Here is a 26170-nt window from a genome sequence, read left to right as displayed (position 1 = left end):
AATTACTTAAACAACATAAGTTATTTATCTTATATTTTCATTACAAAACTTGTTTCTCAAAACATGTGTTTCTATATCAGCAAGTCTTGTTGGAACAGGTATCCTACTGTCTTTAGATACTAAGTTCATTGCTATTTCATAACAGCTATTTATGTCTATGTTATTACCACAAGAAACAAATATAGGCTTTACATTTTTACTAGTTCTTACAGCCCTTCCATAAACCTTTTGATTTACAATTATATCTGTATATGCTCCTACTTCATTTTCCGGTATAATAAAATCTGCTTTATTTATTTTTAAATATGTTTTTGCTACTCCTATAGTAGGTTTATTTAAAAATAAGCCTGCATGTGTAGCTATACCCATATTGTTGTGATGAAGATATCCGTTGCCATCAAATATAAAAACATCTGGCTCAACTGTAATTTTCTCTACAGCTTCTAATATCAAAGGTAATTCCCTAAAAGCTAAGAATCCTGCAACATAAGGAACAGATATTTTCCCAACACTATAAACTTTTTCTAACACCTCTTTAGTTTGAAAATCAATAATTACTACACTGCAAGCTCCAAAGGTTTCATTGTTTTTTTCCCAATAAGCGATATCTATGCCTGCACACACTTTTATGTTTTCTAAATCTATTTTATTTGTAATATTAATTTTCCCTTTTAAGCTATTTTGTATATTTAAAAATTCTTCTTCTGTCTTTTGATTAAAGTCATGAATATAATTTACCTTCACTAAAATTAGCTCCTTCTCAATAAATTTACGCTCAGCTAAACTATCTTTTCAAATCTTTCTATCGATTTAGCTTCCAATTAGCAATGAAACCAATTTTAGCTTCTAAAGCTCTATCTACATCATAAAGTATTTCACTAAAAAATCTTTCTGGTACTTTTGATGGAACAATAATATTTTCCTCTCTTATTTCATCATAAACATAACTTCCTCTTTCAACTGTATTAGCCCTGTAGAAAGTCAGTTCATAAATAGTGGTTTCTTCATTTTCGTAACCAACAGAAAGCCACTCAAAAGAAAGTTCTGCACCAATACCTATTTTTTCATCTTCTTTATAGAACTGATAGTATCCGCCACCATCTTGTACGGAGCCTCTATACCAGCCCATTTTAGTAAGCTTACCCACTAATGAAAGTCCATTAATTTTTGTACCTCCAAAACGTTCTACAGACTTCATTTCCTTCTCTTTTTCATTTACCTTATAAACCTTTCTATCAAGTTGAAGCAAAGGTTGTACTATTTCATAATCTTCAAATTGCTGTATCCAAGTATTTAATGTCTCTTCGTCCATTTCCAAAGGATGTACAAGTCCTATAAGAGAATCTTCTAGAAGTTCATATTCTTCTTCATCTTTTGTATTAAAAGTACCATCTTCCATGTATCTAAAGGTATCCTTTAATTCTCCTTCAGCATATACTCCCCACACTAAGCCAAGAGAAAAATTATGCATAATAGGATTTTCTACAAATAAATTTTCCCAATCTTTTTTCTTCCAGATTCTATTTGCTGAAAGGGCCATTTCCAGTCTTAAAGTTTGAATAGAAACTACAGTTTTAATTTGCTTTTTAAGATTTTTAAATTCATCTGATGCTTCTTTAGCTTTTAACTCATCATCAGATTTGTTTGGTTTTGGTAAGGTTTTAATTGTCTTGCCATTACTGTCTACAATTTTTAAAGAAAAATCCAAATTTAAAGTTACTGTAAAGCTTCTGCTGCCAAACTCAAATACTCTTTCCCCTCTTTTATTAAAGTCTAAATCCGGTACTATTTTATCCTCCAGCTCTTCCTCTGTTAAATTAAGCATTTGGGCTGCAAAGACAAAAGCCTCTTCTGCCGCTTTTTTAATCTGTTTATGCTTAAATTTCCTTGCTATTGTATCTATTACTATTAAACAGTGATCACTTCCATTTAACGCCAAAGCTTTTATAGCATCACAGGCAATAGCACCCCTTGAATTTTTAGACCATATATCTATTTGAACTTTCAATTCATTAATAACATTGAAGCCGCCTACTGCTGAAACTAATCCTAAAATCCATTTTTGCTTTGTATCTGCACCATTGTTAATCCAAAGGTTTAAAATCTCATTTCCAAGCTTATCTAAATCATGCTTATTACATTTTTTAATTACCTTTTCTGCTGTTAGATTTCTTTCCACAATATTCTCTAAAGAGTATTTGCTTATTAAATAATTTATTACATCTTTTGATACTACTTTTCCATCCTCATATCTTATATCTTGAAATACACTTACAGGAATCCATTCTGGCGCAGTATAGGCGGTCTTCTTCAACCTTTCAGTGCAATATCTACTTATACTTTCAGCTGTTTCAAGTATTTCATTATCTAAATAATCCGCATTTATAATATTTAATAATAATACTTTAACCTTTTCATTCTTTTCTGAGTCTGCAAACTTTTGAAGCTCTTTAACTGAATCTCTCATGTCAAAGTTTGTGAGAATCCTAGCAACCGCTTCCCTCACTGCTAACTTTTTACTCTTTAACTCACTTAACACTTCTTTTTTGCAGCCTTCATAAGAGCTGAGAAGGGTTACCATCTTATCTCTTATAATTTTAGAATTATCAGATAGATATTTAATAAGAATAGGAGCATACTTTTCATTATTTACATTAAATAGTTTTTCAAGTACTATTTCTTTCACGTTAATATTTAATATCTCTATATTATTTATAAGCTCAATATTTTCCTCTAAACACAACTTACCTAAATATTCTATAACCTTTGATTGACTTCTAAAATTATATTCATTTAGAGCTCTGTCTGCTGTTAAAATCAAATGTTTTTCACTTATATCTTTATTAGTAAGCTCTTTAGCAAAACTTATATAACTCATAGACTGATTTTCTATTATTTTATCTATAATAGAAGATGATAATGAATATCTTTCAGCTTTAAGAACAAACTCTAAAAATCTATACATAATTTCTCTAGTTTCATTTATAGAATAAATTAATTTAAAGCAAAGAGCATGAAAACTCCATAAACGCCCTGCACCTTCTACATTTCCAGCTTTAGCAGTATATTCATTTATACAATCTTTATTTTTTCCTTCTAATACATATTGTAAAGCCTTAGTTTTTTCTAATAGAGATACTTCAGCAGAATCTCTACAGAAATATATGTATCCACTTAAAACTTGTCCAATATATTGATTAAGCTTTTTTAAATCCTCATCTTCTCTTGAATGATTGTAAATAAAAGAAGCAAGTGTAAGTCTTTCTACATCTTCAAGATTGCTCTTATTAATAAAATCTAAAGTTTCTCTGAATACTAATGGTATTTCTTTTATTCTTTCATTTATCTCTTTAAGTACCTTCTTATTTTCATCTTTAATATATAGATTTATTAACCTAATCACATATAATCTCTTGTCAATATCAAAAGCGTTTGCAATATCATAAGCATTAGCTTTAGAATCATATGCATTAATGAATCTTATCCATTCATCAAATATATTTCTCTTGTTATGACTGTTGTTAACTATATTAGTGACAATATGTACAAATTCTTCACTTTCACTGTGAGCATAGTACAAGAACTTAACTAAAGCTATTTGTTTATCTTTTAAGTATTTATTTATATTATTAATATCACCAAGATAGGCTTTTACAAAACTTTCTCCATCCTCAGGTAAATCACAAGAATTTTTAACCGCTATAATAGCGAATACCACTTTTATAAAATCATCTTCTGATAGCAAAAAAGCTTTTGAAAGTATTAACTTATCTTCCCTTATTAATTCCTCAGAGACTGTAATTATTTCTCTCACATAATCTGAATAAAAAGAGTAACTTGAATTATCTTTTATGATCCATAATAAAAATCTTTCTTTGTTATCCATGTATTTTAAATAATCTAAAATTTTACTTATAGAATAGAATCTGCTATATAACATTTTAAAAAAGCTATCTTCACCTATAATAAAAAATACATTTAAAAGTCTTTTAAAAATATCTTTATCATTCATAAAACTATCCATTAGTTCCCATAACTTCTCTTGTATCTTATACTGACCTCCACGAGGGCTTATATTGTATTTGTAGTTATTGCTATAATCCAATGCCCCTCCGTTTTCAATATATTCTTTAATTTTCTGAACTTCTTCATCCTTTAAAGAACAATTGCAAAGGTTAACTTTTAGTAAGTTTAATAGTTCGTCCATATATTTTCTCCTTTAATCTAATTACTCTTCTTCCTCTAACCATTTTACTTTTTCATATTTTTCCCCATATAATACAAATTTGTTTACAATTCTTTCAAGTACATTTTGATCGTAACATATGTTGTTAGCATCAAAAAAGTTACCACCTAATTCCACTAATTCTTTATTGTTACTTTGAGAATTAAAATAATAATTCATTCCTTTATCTTCATCTATTATAGAAATATGGAACTTACTAACATCTGCAAATACATTTAGTATGACATTTTTATCTTTTCTATAAAAAGCAATTTCATTCACTTGTTCATCTCTAATATTGTCTATGATGTTTTTTAACTGTATATCATTATTAATTTCAACGTATTCATTTCCATTAATTTCAACTTTATTCACATAAAAGTCATCCATATATTTACCTCCCTAGGTTTGATTGAAAACTTAGTACTAGCCTACTTTTGTTTCACATCCATATCATTACATTACCATATATATAATTTACTAATGTATATTGGTTAAATCACAATCTTATTTTTTTATTTACTACATAAAATCTTCAATATGCTCTTTATATTCTTCCACTACTATCCCACTATTCAATTTACTGAAAATTTCTACAGAATAGTCTTCATCTAAATACTCTGGTACCATAAAGTTAATGGCAATACTTTCCTTACACTTATCTTCAAAGAATTTCTCTTCTTTTATTTCTATTAAAGCTTGTACACATATATCAAAAATCTTTTCTCTAAATTCATTAAAAAATTCTGTATATATGCATGTTTCTGAGTCACTTATTTTTTCTTTATTATTTTCCTGGAATTCTACTAAAGTATTTCTAATCTCTTGAAATTCATTATCTGCAGCATCCCATATTTCCCATTCTTGCTCACAAAATTTATAATAATACCTATCTTCTTCATCTTCTATTTGTTCCTCTAATGCTTCTTTTGTATTTGCTACAACCCCTATAGAATTAACAGATGAATCACAAATTAGTGAGAATGCATATACTGTAGAATCTTTGTATTCTTCCATAATTTCTAAAAAAGCTTTCTTTGTAGCTAAAATGACTTCCTCTTTGAATTTTTTGAAATTAAATTCTGATTGCATTAAATTTATCTCCTTTCAATCTAATTATTCTTCTTCTTCCAATCGGTTTACTTTTTCACGCTTTTTCCCATATAATACAAATTTGTTTATCCGATGACTGCCCGCTCTTTACTCCCTATTCAAGATAAAATCTTTTAGGAAAATCTTTTATATTGTCTACTTGAAAGTATTCATCAAACTCCATTACTGCTTTTGTTTCATAAAACTGATTTATAGCTTCAATGAAAGATTTCAAATCTGGTGCAATAACATTTCTATCATTATCTGCATGCCAGAATTCAATTAATTGTCCTTTCTGATCAGTAAAAGTGTCACCCATGTCATAACAAATATGGTCTCCACCGCCATTATGGAATAAAGGTATCCAGTTTTCATTCCACCAATTATCAATTTCAAAATCAAAACCAATCATTTCAGTCATCTCTTTAGCAGCATCCAATGCCTCTTCTAAGGGCATAAACATTGAATTATTTACAAAAGAATCACAACACTGATCATTTTGTCCGTTTTTCCATTGGTATAAAGCTTTTAAGTCAGCAGGTAATGTAATACTAAATTGTTCTTCTAAAGCCTGTATTTCATTTTCTTTCAGTGGCACATTGAGCTTTGAATAAAAATCCGGTCTTGATAGCTTCAAATGTTTATCTAAAATTTCCAATTGCTTTTGCATGTTTTTATAATTCACCTCTTCTTTATACAAAGGATTACCATTGTAAATATTTATTAAGGTTCCGTATTTTGATTTACCCATATTATTTTTACTACTGAATACTTTCAATTCCTACTTTATATTCTTGCATTATAAAATAGTTGCATGATATCCAGTTTTCCTACCTTTTTCAACTGCCTCTATGTATCCTTTAAAATAAAATGGTATACTATCTTCTTTTCCATTTACAATTCTATCTTTTGCTTTTTCAAAGGCATATATTGAAACAGAAAAGTTAGGTTGGCCAGTTACAAGAACCGGTTGTTTCTTCTCTTCAACCCAATAGTATTCCCCTCCATAATTTCTTCTTGCTACCTCAAAGATATAGCTACCAGCCATTGAAGCAGCTGAATACAAAGCATTCTCATCAAATTCGTAATCATTTAATTCATCCAATATATCATCTAATTCCTGCAAACTTTCTACACTAAAATTGAAGTTTCCTCTATCAGAAAAATTTTTAGTAAAATTTTCTGCTGTAGTAACTACATCGCTTTTCAAACTTCTTTCCATTATTTAAACCTCCCATCATGTACATTTACCTTTTCCCCATACCCCTCATCAATTATGTACTTGTTTACAATATAATTTCGTTTTTATCCTTAAATGCCTTTTCTGCGATTTCTCTTGCTGTTGGTTCATGTCCATATTCCTCAACATCATACCAATAAATTAAATCTGAAATATTATTGTGTGGTATACTTTTTTCCAATAGTTCTATGTAATAATTTATATATGGATATACTTCTTCAACTTCTTCCATTCCTTCTGGTGATTTAAGTTCAGCAATCATATCTATTATTTTAGCTGCCTCTTCAACAGTTATATTACTGACTATTAGAGGATTAGGTAAGGATACCTCTTTGTCCAAATCCTCAAGTGATGGATCTATTTTATAATTACTTATTAAATTAGTTTTTGTTCCTTTAAAAATTTTTGGATTCTTTTGCAGCCTTTATTTTTTGTATGGAATCCTTATATATCGTTTGCTTTAATTCTTTCATATAATCTGAAAAATCAACTTCCTTTGTCCCATATGACAGATTCATCTCATATTCAAGCGGAATCCATGTTGATATCTCCGCTTCATTATGTTGAATTAGTGTCTCCATCTTATCAAGTGCCTTATAAATTTTAGCTTCTATCGTTTGTTGTTCGTTCATTTCTACGAACAGATCAGATAATTCTGCCTTATATGGCTGCGGTAAACTACAAAGTAGTTGAGAAACTGCATCGCTCTCAACAATTTCATCACATTCCGATTTATTAAAAGCGGGAATATCCCCTGTAATAGCTTCACCTAAGTCATGAAATATGCACATTAGAATAACTTTGTTTATATCAACGTTTGGAAACTCATCTTTTATCAAGTACGCCATCAAAGACAAACGCCAACTATGTTCTGCAACACTTTCGTGACGATGAGATGATGTCCATGAATGACGAGTATTATTTTTTAAATTTTCTGCAACAGACATTATATTGATAAGTTGTCTTGTATTCATATATTTCTACCTCGCTTAATATATAGTTTGTCCTATAATTTTAATATAAGAAGTTGTATAACACTTATATCTATCATCTAATTTTCATTGTTTATTATATATTTGGTTGGTACATTGTCTGTTAAATAAACACCATTTTCTGAACAATAAAACTCATACCCATCCTTAATCATGCTATAAGAATCTATTCTTAATACTGCTACTTCACCATACCTAGCACCAACTTTTGTAGCTGTTTCAATATCTTTTGATAAATGCACATATTGTCTACCGCCCTTTTTTATGCCATCTTTAAGAATACTATTAAGAAATCTCTTAGCTGTTCCATGGTATAATTCTGCAGGCGGAACTACTGGCTTTAAATTAAGATTTACTTGAATAGAATGACCTTGATTAGCTCTAATCCTGGGTTCATCATTAGATAAATTATAAGAATATCTTTGTTTATTGTCTTCAGCAACTATTCTATCTAAGTCCTGTTTTGTAATATCCATACCATTTTTATTCATGCCTTCAACAAGTTTATTTACGCTTGCATATCCTTCTTCGTCCATATGTAAATCTATTATTTCAGGTTTATGTCTTAATACTAAGCTTATAAATTTACTAAATTTCATATCTCGTTTACTTATCATATATTTTCCGCATCCTTCTAGTATCTAGTCTTCATTATGCTACATCAATTGATTTTACTTAACTTACTCTATTTTTTATATGTTAATATTCCTCTCCCTCATCTCCTATAACTTTGGCTTTTAACTGGTATGCTATTTCTTTTAATTTGCTTATACCATCATCACTTATATAACTTGAACTTATCTTTCCTTCATGATAACTTAACACAACATTAAATTCATTTTTATTCCATAATATATAAGTTCCTGGAACTGTCATTACTTCCCCTGTTGGTAGTTTAATTTCCATTTTGTCTCTCAAATTTAATTCCGAACATGTATTTACTAACCTAACTATTTCATCATAAGTTATTGAATTGTTTATATTATCTTCTCGAATTATATGTAAGTTATAACTCATAAAATTTTTCTCTTTTCATTATAAATTTGAAAACGGAATTAAATTATGTGTTTCAGCTAAAGGTCTCTCTGTAACTTCATAATTTAATCCTCTTTCCCTCAAGCTCCAAGCTGGTAATCCTTCTCCTTCATTTTCTAAATCGTAATCGCCTCCTGCAGGGTCTGATAAACGATATAGAACTTCATTAAATGCTGTTAAAGCTATTTCATAAGCGAATTGGCCTAATAGTTCAGGTGTCGCTCCTTTTTTTAAGAGTTCTGTTTCAACTTCTGAATTTTCTAAATCTCTTTCAATTCTGCTCCTTAACATATCTCCATATTCATTTTTATAAAATTCAAGACTATTATTTAACGGTCTTACAAAACGAAATGCAGCTAACCATGCAAACTTATCCTTCATCTCAAGATTAGCATAGTAGTCTGCTACACTTTCAGGTAGTCCAAATTCCTGTAAAGTTTTTTTTATTCTTTCTTTATTCATTTTTCTCCTCCTGTAAGTTTAAAATTATATCAATAAAATCAATATCTATTAATAATTCGATTTATTAGTTTCTGTATCATTTATATTAATAAAACAATAATTATTCCACCAATTATAGATAAAAAATATAAACTTGAAAGAACAATAGCTATACATATAAAGGATTTTCTTTCTATTTTTTCTTCTTAAATCTATGATTGATAATATTAAATTAGTTGTTAAGAAAAAAACATTATTAAAGGTGCAAATGCCAAAAGTGCTTTAAGAAATGTCTTAAATATTTTCTCTAAGTATTTTAAATCCATGATATTCTATTAATGCTCTAAAAGAATCAGCTCCACCGTATGGCCAGCACCATGGATTATATTCAATTCTTCCTTTTCTTTCAGATAGCTTTTCACATGATATGAAATGATACTCTCCATTAGCGAATGCATCTATCATTGATTCAAAATCCCATGGATGTTGCAATGCTGCACATGTAAAGCGCTCTTCCACTGGCGTTTCTGTCCACAACCTTGCATACTCTTCAATCTCCTCTGATGAAGGCCACCAAAATTTCATAAGAGTATCTTCATCAAAATAACCAATCCATTTCGAATCACTTGATATAATTATTTCCTCATCCTTACTTAATTTTATGGCATAATAAAAGTCTTGTAACTTTTTAAACTTATCTTCATTATTAATTTCAAATTCAAAAAAACAATTTTGCATTTTAACTCTTTCCTTCTGTGCAATTATATGTGGAATGAAGATATTCAAGTGTCACACTGTATATCCCTAACTAATAGTAATCCCTCGTTCTTTCATTGGTTCTAAAACCTCTTCATCCACCATACTGATATACTCTACAGATTTTAAATTTTTAATATGTTCAAATCCCTTTATGGATTGAATATCAAAGAAAAAATCTTCCCCATCCCAATCAGGTTGTATATAACCGTAGATTTCATTACCACCATCAAAGCACAATTCTGTAATCTTATCTAAATCCCTTTGCTCAATATATAACTTAGAAAAAAATTCTAGCATCTCTTTAATAGGTCCTGCAGCATATACTATACGGATTGATTTTAAGCATTTTAGGATTAAAATACTTCCTTATCACATTACTACAAATCGTCCTGATGGGTAGTTTCCTTCCCAGGCACATGCCCAGCGACCTTCGACTAGAACTCCTAATACTTTGTTGAAAAATCCTATATTATCAGTAACCCTCTCAACACAAGCCCAAGCCATATCCCGCTTTATAAAATCGATTATTTCATAATCTAATCCATATGTATCGTTATCCAACCCAGCCTTTTCAATTCTATCTTTAAATTTTACTAATCCCTCAGCAATTCTTGGTCCCATTGCCTCAGATATTCTGCTAAATATTAAATCAATAGCTTCATCACCAATAGATTCCATTGCAACTTTCTCTATATTTTTACTTTTCTTGAGCCATACTTTAAGCATTTTATCATTCCAACCATCCCATGCTTCGGTAAAAGAACATACAACTCTATATCTATCACTTTCATCACCAGCATGTTTTAACCAATTAATCCCTTCAAGCTCTTTTAAAAATTCGTCAATCTTACATTTAATAATATCCTTTGACATTTATTCCTCCACATTAAAAATCTCTATTTCTCTTCCTTCCAATTCTCATTGGTTCCTGTTTTTGAAGCCGTTGCTTTATTTATTTGATAAAGAATTTCACTAAAGAATCTTTTAGGAAGTGTCTCTGGTGATACAACATTCTGCTCATATATTTTGTCATTTATATAACTATATTTTGATGCAGTTCCTTCTTTATAAAAACCTAAGTCATATACTGTTACTTCTTCATTTTCATAGCCTACACTTACACCACTAAAACTTAATTCAACATCTATTTTAAAAGTATTATCTTCCTTGTAAAAAGTATAGTAACCGCCGCCATCTCCAATTGGCCCTCTACTCCATCCAAAGCTAGTTAACTTACCTAATAGAGATAAACCATTTAACATGGTTCCCCCAAAACGATCCACCTTCTTATTAGTTTTTTCTTCCTCAGTAACCGTAAATATTTCTCTATTTAACTGTTCAAGGGGTTGTTTAATTTCATAGTTTTCAAACTGCTCTTTCCATAATTCCATATCTTCTTTACTTAATTCTATTGGATGAACAATTCCTATTACCACTCCATCCTTTAATTCATATTCATCTTCATCTTTAGTATTAAAGCTGCCATCCTCCATATATCTGAAACTATCAGTTAAAATATTGTCTTCATAAACACCCCATACGAGACCTATGGAAAATTGATGCATAATAGGATTTTCAACAAAGAGCTTTACCCATGCTTCTTTTGTCCACTTTCTGTTACTAGATAGCGCCAACTCTAACCGAATAGTCTGTATATTTGCCACTGTTTTTAACTGTTTTTTTAAGTTCTTAAATTCTAATGAAGCTTCTGCTGCTTTAGTTTCATCATCCTTTTTATTTGGTGCTGGAAGGTTTTTAAACTTTTTGCCACTTTCATCTTGCACATCTAAAGTAAGCTCAGGAGTAAGGGTTACAATAAACTTTCTATCTACATAGTCAAAAACTCTTTCTCCTTTGATATCAAAACCTAAGTCCGGAACTATTCTATCTGAAAGTTCTTCCATATCTATACCCATTTGTTCGGAGGCAAATTGAAGTGCAGTAGCTGCAGCATTTTTAACCTGCTTAAATTTAAACTTTCTTGCTATATTGTCCACTATTATAAGGGCTTCATTACTTCCATTAAGTGCAAGAGCCTTTACAGCCTCACTAGCTATAGCCCCTCTTGAATTCTTTGCCCACTCTTCTATATTCTTTTTCAATACACTAATTACATCATAATCTCCATAAACCGCTGCAAAAGGGAGCACCCATTTTTTCTTGCTTTCTGCTCCGCTATTAAGCCATCTTTCAAAAACTTCTAAAGCTAATTTTGCTAAATCTTTTGTATCTAAAAGTTCACTTACCACTTTCGCTTCACTACTTAAACCTATTTCAATGCAGGAAGAATAACATATAAGCATATATTTTATAATTTCATCCTCTGCAATCTTTTCACTATCCTTAAATCTTACCTTTGGTAAGGTATCGCAATCTAACCACTTCAAACCTGCTGCTTTGTTACCCTTTAAAGCTTTTTTGCAGTATTCTAAAATATCTAGTTCCTCATTATTTTCTTCTAAATCACTTTCCACATTTAAAGCCTCTCTTAAAAGTGCTTTTATCTTTTCAGTTTTTTCTACCTCTAAGGCTTTATTTAATGCTTCAATTACTTTTTCATTACTGCTTTTGGAAAGTATCCTTACCACTGCTTCCCTAACTGCTTGTTTTTTTGCACTCAAACTCAGCATTACCGTCTCATGGCTTTTTTCATTTAAAGTTAAAAGCTCTATAACCTTTTCTCTTACAGTCTTTGAAGAATCCCCCAAATACTCTATAAGAACTTTTGCCCCCATAGACTCATCACAATGTTTAAACAATAGTTCTAAAAGAGATGTTCTAGTTTCAACCTGACAATAAGGTATATTGTTTATAACCTGTTCTTCATCCTTTTCAATTAGTTTTGCAATAATATTTTTTGCTTGATCACTTGATCCTCCATAATAAGAAGCATTTCCTCCTAAGAAGGATATATAATTACTAGTTGAAGCTCCATAGCTATCTAATAATTCTATAAAAGAATTTAAATCTTCATCTCCATTCTTTATACCTTTAAATTCTCTATAGCCATAATATATGTATTTTAATATATCGGGATTTCCTATAGTAATGAATATTTTCATAGCTTTTTCAAACATAGTAGATACATCTTTTAACCAAAACATAACTTTAATAAAATTACGCTTAAAGCCATATAGATATGCTTCTTTTTTTCCTAATAATCCTTGTAATGTTTCACTTATATTGTCAAAAGAAATATTACCTTTTAAATATTCAATAAAGTTTTCATAAATATCTCTTTCAATATTTAATTGATCCATAGCTATGGAAAATAAATGAATAAAAATATCTTCCCCTTCATTTACAAATTCTAATCCCACTCCTTTTTGCCAAAGAAGTGAAGCCATATAAACTTTATTAATATCACTACACATTGCAGTTGCTTTTATGAATTCTTCTTTATTTTTATTTAGCTCTTCTTTTAACTCCTTTTCAAAACTATAACCATCATATCGAATATTTCTATCACCCATCCATGCAATATATAGTTCTTTTTTTATTTCAAGTTTCTCAATAAGTTTTGTAATTTTATTGTATCTATTATATTTAAGATAGTCATATAAGCCATTAAAAGATTTTTTATAATCAAATATCACAGCGAATTTAATAAATCTATTTGCCATATGTGACTCATTAGATATGGTAGAGCTGATTCCTATAAGAAATTTTAAAATATATGTATTAGTATTTGAAGCTAAGTTATTATTACTTTTTAATAGTTCTATTGTTTCTTCTAAATCTGAAGTCTCACCTTTTAAGTATTTCGCTAAAATGTCTGTTTCTTGAGAATGTATTTTATCATTGAATAGAGCTCCTATGGAATTAATCATATCTTCTTCTAGCCAGCTGCAAAGTTCTTTGTCTTTTTCTTTCTGAATTAAATAAGTTGCAATAATTGCTTGTTCATTTATTTTACTGATATCAAATGCTTCTTTAAATGCATCTTTGTATTCCTCATAAAGACTATCATAAAACTTAATAAATCCTCGTTCTAAAGTACGTTCTTGTCTAGTAATAAACTTAGCATAATATGCTATGACAAATGAGGGGCTTATATTGTATTTTAAAAACTTTCTACAATACTCATCTCCATAATAATAAGCTGTCTTATCTATGATTGAAAATACAGATACTTTTCCCATTTGGAATAATATTTTTATATACTTTGAAAGATAATCATAGGCTTTATGTTTATCTAAGGATTTATAGGCACTGACCATTTGTTCTACTACATCAGCATTTAAATTATCCATATCTATATTAGGAATACTTTTGAAAAACTCCTGTTCTTCTAAAGTCCCTTCTATATACGCTTCGAAGCTATCAATAACTTCATTAGATAGTCCGAGTTCTAATAACACATCACTTATTTTTTCTATTAAGTGTTGCTGTAACCCCATGATTCTTAACCCCTCTCTATTTATTAATCGCTGCTGATTTCTATTTTAAATAAAATTTTTTTGGCACATTAGAAATCATCTTATTTTGGGAAACTTTTCTAAAATATCATTTATAAACTTAACAAATTGTTTTTCATATTCATATTTAATGTTTTTATGTTTTAACCAATAATCTCCATCTGCTAATTCAAACATTTCAATTGCAGTAATTTCCTTACAAAGCGGATTGTGTAATATTCTTTCAATAGGTTCTATATCATCATCCCAATTAAAGTTTAATACAAAGGCATGAAGTAATTCTGGAGTATTTAGTTTTTGAAAATTACGCTCTAAATCTAATGTATCTAAATACAACAACTCCTCAATAATATCTTCTTCTTCCTTTGTTAACGTTAAACGAATAGCTCCTTTAGTTTCTATCATTAAATCTGCTATTTGTGGCGAATGTCTAGCACTAAACCAAGGCGTATATTTTATACCTAGAGGATGATTTAGTTGGACTCCATTATCTATTAATATTTGTATAGCTTGCTTATTTTTAAACTTAATTGCCTTATAAATTACTGTCTCTTGTAATTTATCCTCAATATTAATATCTGCTCCCAAATCTATTAATTCTTGAAAAAACTCAATGGGAGCCTTTTGTACAATAGCATAGTGTAATGGTGTTCGCCCATATTGATCTTTACCATTTATATTCTCGTCTATAATTGCTTCTCTTAATTGTTTTATAGATTTATTTTTTATTGCTTCAAATATGCTCATAATAAATATCTCCTAATGCAATTATGAATTCATAATTATATTTAATATTTTCAGTATTAATCTAAACACCACTCTTTATAGCTTTCTAACATTCCGTTCCAAAATCCTCTATTGTACTCATCATCATTAATAACTACTTCACTATCTATTAAAATCAAATCTTTCTTAGCTTTTTCAAATAATAGGTCAAGTTCTTCTTTGTCTTCCTGTTCTTTAAGTTTAATAATTTCACCTTCTATTTTTTTAAAATATTTCATACTTTCATACATTTGAGTAAAAGAAGAATTCACAAAATATCTTACAACCTCTTCAGTAACCTCATGTTCAAGCTCAAAAACTTCTCCTGTTAACTCATGTATAGCTATTAAATTACCACTATTATAATTTTCAGCAATAACATAGTATGGCCTAAACTTTTCGAGTTCTCCTAGAAATTTTCTCACAAATTCTTCATTGAACTCCTTTAGTGTACAATCATTTATCTTTGTCCATTCCACAATATCACATAAGAATCCCTGTTCTTTACTAAAAAACTTAATATTTATACTTTCAAATTCATTCTTTTTGATTTTTGTATTATATAAAAAATCCTTTGTTTCTTGTGGAAGCTTTAAATCTGCAATAATGTCTTTCATAAGTTGTTTCCTCCCTATATTTTTATTTGTGCATTAGCAACTTTCTATAATAAACTTTAAGCTGTTATCTTTTATGAATTTACGATATGTTATTTCTCAAGTGTATTAAACTAAAGCAATTGAAATCCAATTGTTCATTTGTAAACACTCTCTATTTTTCAACCTTATTTCCAACCTTTTCATAATAATCTTCAGCATCCCACTCATCTTCTGAACACAACATTTCAAGAAATTCAGTAAATGTACTACTAATTTCCGGCATATACTTTTTTATAATGCTTTGTGTTAAAAATTCATCTTCCTCTTGTATCTCAAAAGGATAAAAACTAAATTCTAATTTACGTTCTTGTTCATTAAATAAAAACCATGACTTATCTGCATAGATTATTCTTGGTTCACTATTATTTATTGTATTTAAGTCCATACAAATTACATTCCCACCAACTGTAGTAGCAAACGTAATAAGCCCATATTGAATAAGATAGGCTCCTGGTGAAAGATTGCAATTCTCTTCCTTAATACCATTAAGGTCTAGTAAGTCTACCCCACCACCTAATTGAGGAATTTTTCCTGGTTCAAAGCTTTCATAAAAACTAATCACATTATTAGGCACTTTATAATTCTTCAATGCTAAAAGCTCACCATCTTCTTCATAAAATACAGATGACCAGTAACTAAAAAAATTATGTAAATCTGTTAGAGACTTTAGTTTTTCCTTATCTAAACAAGGTGAGAATGCATTGTTTATTTTATCCTCATCAAATCCATTTTTAATTAAATAATTTTGTATTTTATTTATAATTGTTTTATGCTTGTCCATAATATATCATTTACCTTCCAATAAAATTAATTTTCCTCATTATATAAATTAGATGCAATATCATCTATTATATCTGCTGCTGACATTTTCTCTATATTATCAATTGACATCAAATTTTTTAATATTTCTCTATTGTTATCCATACTGCCCTCCCCAAATTTCATTCATTTCTGTTCTTAGGGCAGTTACCTTATTTACTTAACTCCATATCTCTTTTTGCTTTTTCTAGCTCTAGTTTGCTTTTAATAATCTGTATATAATTATTTAACAAAAAGTAATTACTCATAATTTCTTTATAGTTATAGTTTATATCATGTCTTTTTTTCTCTTGAGCTTGTATAATTTCTTTAATAGTTTCAGCTGCAAAACTTAATCCAACTCTTTCACAATTTTCATAAATCTCAGTCATAGTATCTAATAATCCTGTATTTACTACGTTAAAACCGCTTATAAGCATACTATCCATTAGTCCTTCAACATCTTGAATAAGCAAGTATAAATTATCGTATTTTCCCATAAAAGCTCTCCTTACAACATTTATTGGTTATAAACGCATCCTTGGTTAGCATCTAGTGCCTGATAACTAGCCTCTAATTCATGGTTAAATTCACCATATTTCCATTTTCATAATAGGCCGCAATAGGTAAAACTTTAATCTGACCTTCCTTTAAATAAGCATGTACAAGAATTCTATCAGGATATTTTTTCATCCTTTCCATTCTTTCAAACTTTTGTATCATTCTTTTTTTCTCTTTAGAATAGTCTATCTCTATATAAATCATATTTTTTTCTTCATCATAAATATGCAATATAAATCTTTGATTTATGTTGTCAAAATAACTTTTTTCATAACCTGCAATCTTAATAATATATATATTTCTATTTTCTTTAGAGTAAACTTTTAAAAGCTTCTGCCAATTATCTATAAATAACTCTTTAAAATTCAACTTATATATATCAGTTTTTTCTAAAAGCTCCCCTTTACTTTGTTCACTAGAGGAAATTCTTCCCTCATCGTTAATTTTACCCTTAGTAAGTCTTATTACATGTTGTGATATTTCCTCTAAACTGCCTTCTATACCCCAACTTGGAACTTCACTGTAAGCAATTCCATAGCTTCTTTTTTTTGTATCATAATAGGTTGGTCTTGAGTTCGTATAAGTAAATAGTTTTCCTCTAGTTTCTTCAAAATAGTAATATGTAACTCCTTCATAGCCTGATTTAGAACTCCAAGCTTCTGCTCCCATGCCATATAAGATAATTGGTGGTATATCATAATAAGTGGATTTATGTTCTCCACATAATTCATAAAGTTTACTTTCATCCTTACAATTTTCTATAGCTAAAGCAGTAGTGTATATATAACTTATTCTTTTTCTTAAGGAAGCTATTGAAAAGGAGGCGTTTTTATTCATATAAAGTTCTATTTCGCTTTTAACACTCCTAAGCATTTTTTCTAAATTAGGTATATTGTAACTGTGGCATAATACCGCCGTACTCTCTACTTTATCTATAATATTTTCTGGAATCCTAGATACTCCTATAAATAAAATTTCTTCCATAAGCTTTTTAACTAGAAGTACACCTTCAATCAAAAGTGTTTTTTCAACTTTAGATTTTTTATTTAAAGTAGCTAAATCTTCTTTTTTTATAAACCCTCTAAAAATTTCATAATGAATTACAGCTTCTACCTTATGCCTACAAATATCTTTGCTTTTACAGGAGCATATAGCTTCTTCCAAAATTTCTTTAGGTGAGATTTTTTCTTTAGTACTTGGAACTATTTTCACCTCATACTCTTCATCTTTGAATCTTATAGTAAGCAGTGAAGTTTCTCCTATTTCTACCTCTACACCAAAATCTATTCTTTTTACTATTTCATTAAAATCCTTTTCTCCTGCCAGTTTTGATAGCCTTTCGATATCTATATTTAAAAGTTTACCAAAATCAAACTTTGTGCCCTCTTCCTTCTTATTTAATATATGAAACTCCTTCTCCTCCGTCGAATGAGTAAGCGATTCGCACAAAATCATAGATTTTGGCTCTCTGCTTATATACAAATAGCACATAATTACGTGCTTGCATATAGTCCTTGAAGGACAGGAACATTTATAAGCTTTAATATCTTCACTTATGATACACTCTGTTCCATCTTCCAAAATACATTTTAATGTTGCGCCTTCTACTGCTACTTTTATTTCTCCTGATTTTTCTAAATCCTTTTTAGCTCTATTAAATATACCTTTATTACTTATTCCTATTAAAAATTCATCATCTATAGCTAATAAAAATTCTCCTATTTTCTTTAAGAAATTATCTGTGCTATCCATTTTGCAAGCCCTCCTGGAGTTACCGCAGCCACCTTTGCACCTAAAGCCGCCATTTTTTCTGCAGCACCTCTATCATATATAGGCTCTGCATCTATACCTAAAGCAGGAAGTATTATAAGCCTTGCTCCAGACTCAACTATATCCTTTGCTCTAGCATACATAGTTCCATAACTTCCGCCTTCATAAAGATCTGTCACCAATATCACTATAGTTTTATGAGGATTTTCCATCAGTCCATTACAATATTGAAGTGCTCTAGATATATTAGTTCCTCCCCCTAATTGAATACTCATTAGAGTTTGTACAACATCCTCCACATATTCTGTAAGATCGACTATTTCCGTATCAAATATAACTAGATTTGTTTTTAACATAGGTAATTTAGAAAATATTCCAGCCATAATGGCACTATGAATAACTGAATCTAACATACTGCCGCTTTCATCTACTGCAATTATTACATTCCATGGATTAGAAGGCTTTACTCTCTTATTAAAATAGACTCTATCCACCACGAGAGTGTTTAACTCCCTATCAAAATTTTTCAAATTGTGTTTTATAGTTCTTTTGAAGTCTATGTTTCGAGAAGACTTTATCCCACCATATTTATTTCTATCTAATCTACCATTAATAGCTGTTTTTATATCTTGTTCCAGCTTTTTAGCTATTTCTTCTGCTGTAACTTTTACTATTTTCTTTGCAGATTCTAAAACTTCGCCCTTCATAAGATGTTTCATTTGAAGAATACTTTTTAAAAGCTCTGGATTTGGTTCTAACTTTTCAAGAACAGTTTTATCTGTAAGCAATTCCTTTAAGTTATATTTATCTAAAGCATGTTTTTCTAATATTTCTACCGTTTCTTTTGGGAATAATTCTTTTATCTTTGTAATCCACTGAGGCACCGTAAGGTTAGAGGGATCCAAAGAACCAGCTCTTTTATCAGTTCTTACTCCTCTTTCTTCTCCATACTCTCTTTCATATAAAAATTCAAGTAAAGTATCCATATCCGCATAGTTTATATTGTCTTCAGAAAAAGTTAAGTGATTGCTAGAATACTTGCCCAGAACCAGTCTCCATCTGTTAAGTGTGCTTATATCCTTACTCATTTAATAATCCCAACTCCCTTAAAGCTTCTTTTCCAAGCTTATCAAGTTCTACAGCTAAATTTAATTCTTCAGGATCTACTGCCTCTACATTAAATAGCTTTCTTTCACTTATACCATAATGTTCGCTTATACTCTTACCTATTTGATTTATTTCATTAGGTGCAAAGAAACTAAAAGAAAGTCTAAGTTCAGGTAAAAGCCTTAAAAAATCCTCTTCATTAAGATTTTTTAATACATTATCTATTCCTATAATCATTTTTTCTTCACTTAAAACTACATCTCTTGCAGTAGAAAATAATCCTTTTAAGAAAGCAGCAGAATTTAAAAATTTCTCTCCAGTACCATAGAGATATCCTTCTGCCTTTTTTAATATGTAGGAAGTGTCCACTTCATTAAATCCAAGCAGTAAGCCTAAAGCTGCCCCCTCTAATGCTGTATTTGGAGAACTTTTATTTATAATAGCCCATAGAGCCTCTTTAAGCAGAAAACCAAAATCTCTGATTTTGTGTGAATCGCTTACTCCTCTGACGTAAGGAAGAGGAGTTTCATTAAAAATATCTATATGAGCTTCAAATTCTGGTTCTAAACATATATGATATAAATTTTTAAGCTTATCTATAATCTTATTTTCCTCTTCTTCTGGTACTGCATAAAGCTCTGGAACTAAAGTCACAGCTTTGTTATAACATTGAACTAAAAGCTTACTTATATTTTCATCCTGTGAAGCTGAAAATAATATATTGCCGCTGTGTAAAAAATATATATTATACGTACATTCAGCTACAGAATAGAAATTGTTGTCATTTATAACTATATCTTTTATAGTAGATAAAGCATTTAAAATAATATCTTTATATCCCATCATAAAAGCCTCTATAAGCCCTTCAGACATAGCACCGCTGTCACTTGAATTACTAGACAGCTTCTTCAAAAGTAAGGATTCTACTGCTTCTTTTACTGTTCCACCATAGACTGAATTTTCAATGAGGCTACTTTCTAAATTAACGCTCCATTTGTAATTCCAAGTTTCTCTTATAAGATTTACATCTTTTTTATTTATAAAATCTGGTCCTTTAACATTTAAACAAAAGCCTGTATTTAAAAATTTCATTCTATGAAGAAATTCACTTATTTCTTTATGCTTATTGCTTTTATAAAGATCTAGCACTAGTTCCTGCTTCAAAGTACTGTTAACTTTTATCTTATATCTGCTGCAAAGCTCTCTAAAATCTAAAACAATAGGAGGTACTTTTGCATTGCTGCAAAGACGTCCTATACCTTTACCTCTTAAGAGCTTAAGCAAATCTAATAGTGGAGCATCTGACGCCATGTTCAGCTCACCTTTTATATAAGTAGCTCTTACTGCATCTTGCAGTTCATAAACTCCACATTCTGATTTACTTCTAAGACTTTGAAGTCCTTTTGCCATATTTAGTGCTTCAATTTCATCTGCAGTAGACAAACCACCTACTGAGTTTCTCATGTTTCTTCCACATCTTACTATAAAATGCAATACAGCCTTTTCATATGGATTTTCAATCTCCTCACATAAGTTATTCCATATTCTTTGATAAAAAGCTGGATAAGGCATTCCGCTGGCATAACCACTCAGCTGATCACTTTCTTCAAAGGAATATATCATAGCATAAGCACCTATATTTTTTTCACTAATGTTATGTAACTTAATCTCTATATTTTCACTTGAGAGCTGTATAAGTCCTGAAGTATGAAATCCTCCTGTTACTACTAAAATTTTATTATACTTTGAAGTAAATTCTCTTATTTTAGAAGCCATGTATTTTTCTCTAGCAATACATCCATCTTCCTTAAGCATTTCCTCACTTTCAAAGCATCTAGAAAGATAACAAAAGGCAATCATATTTTTCATAAAACTATCTGTTTCTATTTTTAGTCCATCTATTTCAAATAACATTTCCCATAGTTCATTAAAGCTTCTACAGCCTTGTTTTTCACAAAGAGAATTTATGAACTTACTTTTTTGAAATAAGTAATCATCATTATAAGAATTCTTTTCTTCAGTTTTTCTAAGACCTTTTCCTTCCTCACTATTTATTAATATTTCTCCATAAGGTAAGTCTATAAATTCAGCTAAAATATTTCTTTTTTTACTCTCTCTTATAGCTAAAAGCTCTGGAGAATAGTCTAAAAAAGGATAATAGCATTTATACTTTTCTCCACCTTCTGTCACCAGTTTTTTTTCATCTGTATAACTATAGTAAATACATACAGGTGCCTCTGTGTCCTCATCGCCAATATAAGGTATTACAGAATTAGCATCTGAAGGTCCTTCTATCAAGATAACCTGCGGCTTATAAGCATCTATTACCTTCTTTAAATGAAAAGAACAAGCAGGGCTGTGGTGTCTAACAGGAAAATACACTACATTACTTGATAAATCATAAGCTTTTTTGTATATTTCCTCTATTTTATCCATTTCCTTGCCTCGTAGAATTCCTTCCATAATCCACCTTCTTTTAAGCTTTTAGCTTTTACAATTATATTGAAGTAATTTTTTAGTTTGTCTATATCTTCTCTGCTTTCTTTAACTACAGTTCCTAATATATTTTGTACCATTGAATCTACTTTCATTTTTGACTTGTCATAGTAATAAGCACTCATTGCTGTTTGGTAGCACACAGATACAGCTTCAGCAGTACTCATAACTGCAGCTGGCTTATCTATTCTACTTCCTTCTGCTGTAACCCCTTCTCTTAGCTCGTGGAAAGTAGTTGCTAATAGATTGACCACATCTCTATCTATTTTCACCTTAACATCTGACTCTTCTACTAACTTTTGCACTTCTTGCTCAATAATTTTAGCTTCTAAAGAGACATCATTTATAGGGAATATAGTTTCAAAATTAAATCTTCTTTTAAGGGCACTACTCATTTCATTTACACCCTTGTCTCTTATATTAGCTGTAGCAATAATATTAAAACCTGGCTGTGCAAATAGTAATCCTTCATCCCCTAATTCTGGTATGTTTAAAACCTTATCACTAACTATACTTATTAAACTGTCTTGCACTTCTGAAGGACATCTGGTTATTTCCTCAAATCTAGTTATTATACCTTCGCTCATACCTACATAAAGAGGTGAAGGTACTAATGCCTCCTCGGTAGGTCCTTTACCTAAAAGCATGGCATAATTCCAACTATATTTAATCATATCCTCTGTAGTTCCTGCTGTTCCCTGTACTGTATTAGTGCTTGTACCACTAATAGCTGCACTTAAAAGCTCACTAAGCATAGTCTTTGCAGTTCCAGGCTCCCCTACCAGCATAAGTCCTCTATTTCCTGCTAAAGTTATTATGCATCTTTCTATAAGACTATCATCTCCATAGAATTTTTTCTTTATCTTAATCTTTTTGTCATTATATTCAATAGCTCTGCTGCTTCCCAATATAAAAGTCTTTACAGCCTTTGGAGACAACCTCCAATTTTTAGGCTTAGGCTCATTATCATTTTCTTCTAAAGCTCTAAGCTCTTCCTCATAAAAAATTTCTACTGGTGGTTTTAAAGCATTTAAATTTTTCATCCTAATCCTCCAAATGAAATATATAGTTAATTTAACATGTATTCTATATTTAGTTATATATTTACTATTCTCGATATTCTTTATAATTTCTTAAATTTATTCTTAACCCATTGCTTATATTTGAACCTGCATAAGCTGATTTGGTCCGAATCACTTTTACAGAGTGCGAATGGGAGTATTAGATCGGGTAAGTCATCGGATAAACTAAAAAAGAATTGTAAGCAGATTAATTGATTAAAAATCCACTTACAGTTCTTCTATTTAACTTCTATTTCTATACCTATGCTAAAAAATTAAACTAAATAATTACTGTTGCATCCTTGCTTTAAAATTATTCCTCTCTCCTACAGCAATTTTTATGGATATAGTTTTCATAGCCTTCAGCCTTACAGATATCATCTCCCTGATAAATAGGCTCACTGCAGTAATCACAGATATTATTGTACATCGCTGTTTTATCTGTATCTTGAATAGCCTTAGGCTTTTTCTTCTCTGCTTCCTGGTCTAATTCCTTTATCTTTTTCTTAATTACCTGCTTATTGTTGCTGCATATAAGCCAATTGATATAATTATCCAAATTTCCTCTGAACATAGTTTCCGCTTTTTGTTTAGCTGCATCTATAACATAATCCTCTAAATTAACGGTAAGACGCTTTGTTTTTAATTTAGGCTTTCCCATATAACTCTCCTACTAACTTTCTATCTACTAGCAGAGTATGCATGAACTATTAAATTTGTTACAAAACTCTAAATGTATTCTTAATTCATGCTGAACATATAAAAAACCATATCAGATTTCTCTAATATAGTCATGTGTATTCGTAAGTTTTAATAGTAAAGACGAACCGTAATCAAATATATTACATTAAATTGATATTGAATATACATCGGAGAATTCTATGTTTATCCTCTCTACATTGCTTTCACAAAATGCCTTATCTTCATAATTTTCATTATTAACGTATTCTGCAGGCAATACTATTGTAAATTCACAGCCTTTTCCTTCTTCGCTAGTGACGCTTATTTTGCCACCATGTATTTCAATAAAGGATTTAACAAGATACAATCCTATTCCAGTTCCTTCACATTGCCTTGAAAGTGAACGGTTCGCTTGTCCAAAGCGTTCAAATATAACATTAATCATGTTCTGAGGAATACCTTGTCCATCATCTTTTACTGTAATAATAACGCTTTCTTCCCTATCTTCTAAATTTACATATATATGTCCGTTGGGGTTGGTATATTTAAAAGCATTAGATAGTAAATTCAATATTACCCGTTCTATTTTATCATGGTCAAAGGCCATGATTTTTTCTTCAACATTAGTATCAAATATAAGTTCTATATCTTTGCTTTTTACATAGGATGCTACGGATTGAGTAATATCTTCAATAATACTTACTATGTTATCGTTTCTTTTGTTGACTTTAACAAATCCAGAATCAACTCTAGTAATATCCATAAGGTTATTTATTAATCTGGTCATTCTAAAACAATTTTGTTTCATTATTTTTAAATATGATTTGCATTTATCTATATTATCAATATTGAAATTTTCGAAGTATATATTCATTGTTTGGATAGCAATGGAGATAACATTAACTGGTGTTTTAAATTCATGAGAGATATTAGTAAAAAACTCTGTTATAAGGACATTAAATTCTCTAGATTCATTCAATAGTTTTAAATTTTTTTCTACATCATGCTTTAATGTTTCTATTTGTTTCTCTGATGTTATATCAAGTAAAAAAGTCAATACTGAAGGTTTTCCCTCATATATATAAAAAGAAGATGTATTGCGGACTGCAATTGAGTTGCCTTTGCAGTTTAGTATAGTTTCTTCATATGTAACTTTGGAAAGCTTATCGCTAACTATATTTAAATATTTTTCTTTTGTAGACATTATATTATTTTGTGAGTAATACTTATAGACTAATTTATTATTTAATTGTAGAGGATCTTCATATCCCAGCAATCTAGCTGCACTCTTATTTGCATACAAAACTTTGCCATCAGCATGAACAATGATAGCGTTTTGTGAATTTTCAAACAATATATCGTAGCATACTTTATTTTTCAATAAAGATTCCTCAATTATACGTCTCTCTGTATTCTGTTCTTCTAACTCAGTGCTTAATAATTTAAGCTGATTGTCCTTTTTTCTTTTATTTTCATTTTCTAGTTCCACATAATATCCAAGAACCCATGCAATAAAAATAAAAATGCCCACCATTATTAAATCTTTTTGAAAGTCCATATTGATTCCATTAGCTGTTGGAGCATATAATAGATCTGCTCCGAGAACAAATATTGATGAAAAAAGCGAGGTGAGAATTCCATATCGTAATCCATATTTAATAACTGAACATGTTATTAATAATAAAAATAAATACTTACATTCATTATTGTATGTGTTAAATAAATATATCGGTAAAGATATAATTAATATAAAAAAAATATTTTCAATTAACCATGAACTCTTAGCTACTAATTTTAATTTTAAATTAATTATTATCCAAGTCACAAAGGTTAATACTAAAAAGCAAAAAAGTAATGTAGCACTACATAAACTAAATTCATCGTTATTTTTTATATTTAAAACTACCGAATAACTAGGTGCGTTAATATATATAATTATACTAATGAATACTATTACTGCAATCTTCATAATAGATAATATTATAAGTATATTATTTTCATTTTCATTTATATCATCTCTCATAAATAAATCTCCCCTCGAAGCTAGACATCCTTAATAAAAGGTAAAAATCA

At 29.7% G+C, this 26170-nt stretch carries 25 protein-coding genes; all 25 read right to left on the bottom strand.

Annotated features, from left to right (window positions below; genetic code table 11):
- Nucleotides 1-24: 24 nt before the first annotated feature.
- Nucleotides 25-744: an endonuclease V gene (locus I6U51_RS19225; RefSeq protein WP_211144186.1), complete on the bottom strand. Its 720-nt coding sequence runs from the start codon at nt 742-744 to the stop codon at nt 25-27.
- A 58-nt stretch (nt 745-802) separates the two neighbouring features.
- Entirely contained in the window at nt 803-4207 is a 3405-nt protein-coding gene (locus tag I6U51_RS19220; RefSeq protein WP_211144185.1) for a DUF4132 domain-containing protein, read from the bottom strand.
- A 21-nt stretch (nt 4208-4228) separates the two neighbouring features.
- Entirely contained in the window at nt 4229-4615 is a 387-nt protein-coding gene (locus I6U51_RS19215; protein WP_211144184.1) for a hypothetical protein, read from the bottom strand.
- A 132-nt stretch (nt 4616-4747) separates the two neighbouring features.
- On the bottom strand, nt 4748-5317 hold the full coding sequence (locus tag I6U51_RS19210) for a DUF4303 domain-containing protein (RefSeq protein ID WP_211144183.1): 570 nt from the start codon (nt 5315-5317) through the stop codon (nt 4748-4750).
- Between the two features lie 115 nt (nt 5318-5432).
- A complete protein-coding gene (locus I6U51_RS19205; RefSeq protein WP_211144182.1) occupies nt 5433-6068 on the bottom strand; it encodes an SMI1/KNR4 family protein in 636 nt (211 codons plus the stop codon).
- Between the two features lie 48 nt (nt 6069-6116).
- Nucleotides 6117-6539, bottom strand: a complete 423-nt coding sequence (locus tag I6U51_RS19200; protein WP_211144181.1) for a hypothetical protein — start codon at nt 6537-6539, stop codon at nt 6117-6119.
- Between the two features lie 64 nt (nt 6540-6603).
- Nucleotides 6604-6897 (bottom strand): hypothetical protein, encoded by a 294-nt coding sequence (locus I6U51_RS19195; protein ID WP_211144180.1) that lies wholly within the window; start codon nt 6895-6897, stop codon nt 6604-6606.
- 55 nt (nt 6898-6952) lie between these two features.
- A complete protein-coding gene (locus I6U51_RS19190) occupies nt 6953-7531 on the bottom strand; it encodes an HD domain-containing protein (RefSeq protein WP_211144179.1) in 579 nt (192 codons plus the stop codon).
- A gap of 77 nt (nt 7532-7608) precedes the next feature.
- Nucleotides 7609-8166 (bottom strand): RNA 2'-phosphotransferase, encoded by a 558-nt coding sequence (locus tag I6U51_RS19185; protein ID WP_211144178.1) that lies wholly within the window; start codon nt 8164-8166, stop codon nt 7609-7611.
- Nucleotides 8167-8248: 82 nt separating this feature from the next.
- Entirely contained in the window at nt 8249-8566 is a 318-nt protein-coding gene (locus I6U51_RS19180) for a hypothetical protein (protein ID WP_211144177.1), read from the bottom strand.
- Between the two features lie 18 nt (nt 8567-8584).
- Nucleotides 8585-9046, bottom strand: coding sequence for a hypothetical protein (locus tag I6U51_RS19175; RefSeq protein ID WP_211144176.1), 462 nt, complete (start codon nt 9044-9046; stop codon nt 8585-8587).
- 273 nt (nt 9047-9319) lie between these two features.
- Entirely contained in the window at nt 9320-9763 is a 444-nt protein-coding gene (locus I6U51_RS19170; RefSeq protein WP_211144175.1) for a hypothetical protein, read from the bottom strand.
- Between the two features lie 66 nt (nt 9764-9829).
- Nucleotides 9830-10090 (bottom strand): DUF6892 domain-containing protein, encoded by a 261-nt coding sequence (locus I6U51_RS19165; RefSeq protein ID WP_425489783.1) that lies wholly within the window; start codon nt 10088-10090, stop codon nt 9830-9832.
- Between the two features lie 63 nt (nt 10091-10153).
- A complete protein-coding gene (locus tag I6U51_RS19160; protein ID WP_211144173.1) occupies nt 10154-10657 on the bottom strand; it encodes a hypothetical protein in 504 nt (167 codons plus the stop codon).
- Nucleotides 10658-10680: 23 nt separating this feature from the next.
- The gene (locus I6U51_RS19155) at nt 10681-14184 is read right to left on the bottom strand and encodes a DUF4132 domain-containing protein (protein ID WP_211144172.1); all 3504 of its coding nucleotides are present in this window, start codon (nt 14182-14184) and stop codon (nt 10681-10683) included.
- Nucleotides 14185-14259: 75 nt separating this feature from the next.
- Entirely contained in the window at nt 14260-14949 is a 690-nt protein-coding gene (locus tag I6U51_RS19150) for a DUF4274 domain-containing protein (RefSeq protein ID WP_211144171.1), read from the bottom strand.
- A gap of 56 nt (nt 14950-15005) precedes the next feature.
- Nucleotides 15006-15584 carry a hypothetical protein gene (locus I6U51_RS19145; protein WP_246517513.1) on the bottom strand — a complete coding sequence of 193 codons (579 nt, stop codon included), beginning with the start codon at nt 15582-15584 and terminating at the stop codon, nt 15006-15008.
- A gap of 151 nt (nt 15585-15735) precedes the next feature.
- Nucleotides 15736-16404: an SMI1/KNR4 family protein gene (locus I6U51_RS19140; RefSeq protein ID WP_211144170.1), complete on the bottom strand. Its 669-nt coding sequence runs from the start codon at nt 16402-16404 to the stop codon at nt 15736-15738.
- Nucleotides 16405-16594: 190 nt separating this feature from the next.
- Nucleotides 16595-16921: a hypothetical protein gene (locus tag I6U51_RS19135; RefSeq protein ID WP_211144169.1), complete on the bottom strand. Its 327-nt coding sequence runs from the start codon at nt 16919-16921 to the stop codon at nt 16595-16597.
- Nucleotides 16922-16994: 73 nt separating this feature from the next.
- On the bottom strand, nt 16995-18734 hold the full coding sequence (locus I6U51_RS19130) for an SWIM zinc finger family protein (protein ID WP_211144168.1): 1740 nt from the start codon (nt 18732-18734) through the stop codon (nt 16995-16997).
- Nucleotides 18710-19840: a VWA domain-containing protein gene (locus tag I6U51_RS19125; RefSeq protein ID WP_211144167.1), complete on the bottom strand. Its 1131-nt coding sequence runs from the start codon at nt 19838-19840 to the stop codon at nt 18710-18712. The genes I6U51_RS19130 and I6U51_RS19125 overlap by 25 nt, the downstream gene beginning before the upstream one ends.
- Nucleotides 19833-22322 (bottom strand): DUF5682 family protein, encoded by a 2490-nt coding sequence (locus tag I6U51_RS19120; protein ID WP_211144166.1) that lies wholly within the window; start codon nt 22320-22322, stop codon nt 19833-19835. The genes I6U51_RS19125 and I6U51_RS19120 overlap by 8 nt, the downstream gene beginning before the upstream one ends.
- Nucleotides 22283-23398 (bottom strand): ATP-binding protein, encoded by a 1116-nt coding sequence (locus tag I6U51_RS19115; RefSeq protein WP_211144165.1) that lies wholly within the window; start codon nt 23396-23398, stop codon nt 22283-22285. The genes I6U51_RS19120 and I6U51_RS19115 overlap by 40 nt, the downstream gene beginning before the upstream one ends.
- 331 nt (nt 23399-23729) lie before the next feature.
- Complete coding sequence (locus tag I6U51_RS19110; protein ID WP_211144164.1) at nt 23730-24077, bottom strand: hypothetical protein; 348 nt, start codon at nt 24075-24077, stop codon at nt 23730-23732.
- A 186-nt stretch (nt 24078-24263) separates the two neighbouring features.
- Nucleotides 24264-26120, bottom strand: a complete 1857-nt coding sequence (locus I6U51_RS19105) for a PAS domain-containing sensor histidine kinase (protein WP_211144163.1) — start codon at nt 26118-26120, stop codon at nt 24264-24266.
- Nucleotides 26121-26170: the final 50 nt, after the last annotated feature.

The organism is Clostridium aciditolerans (assembly GCF_016316925.1).
GTDB lineage: Bacteria > Bacillota > Clostridia > Clostridiales > Clostridiaceae > Clostridium_AM > Clostridium_AM aciditolerans.
This window is presented reverse-complemented; position numbering and strand designations above follow the sequence as displayed.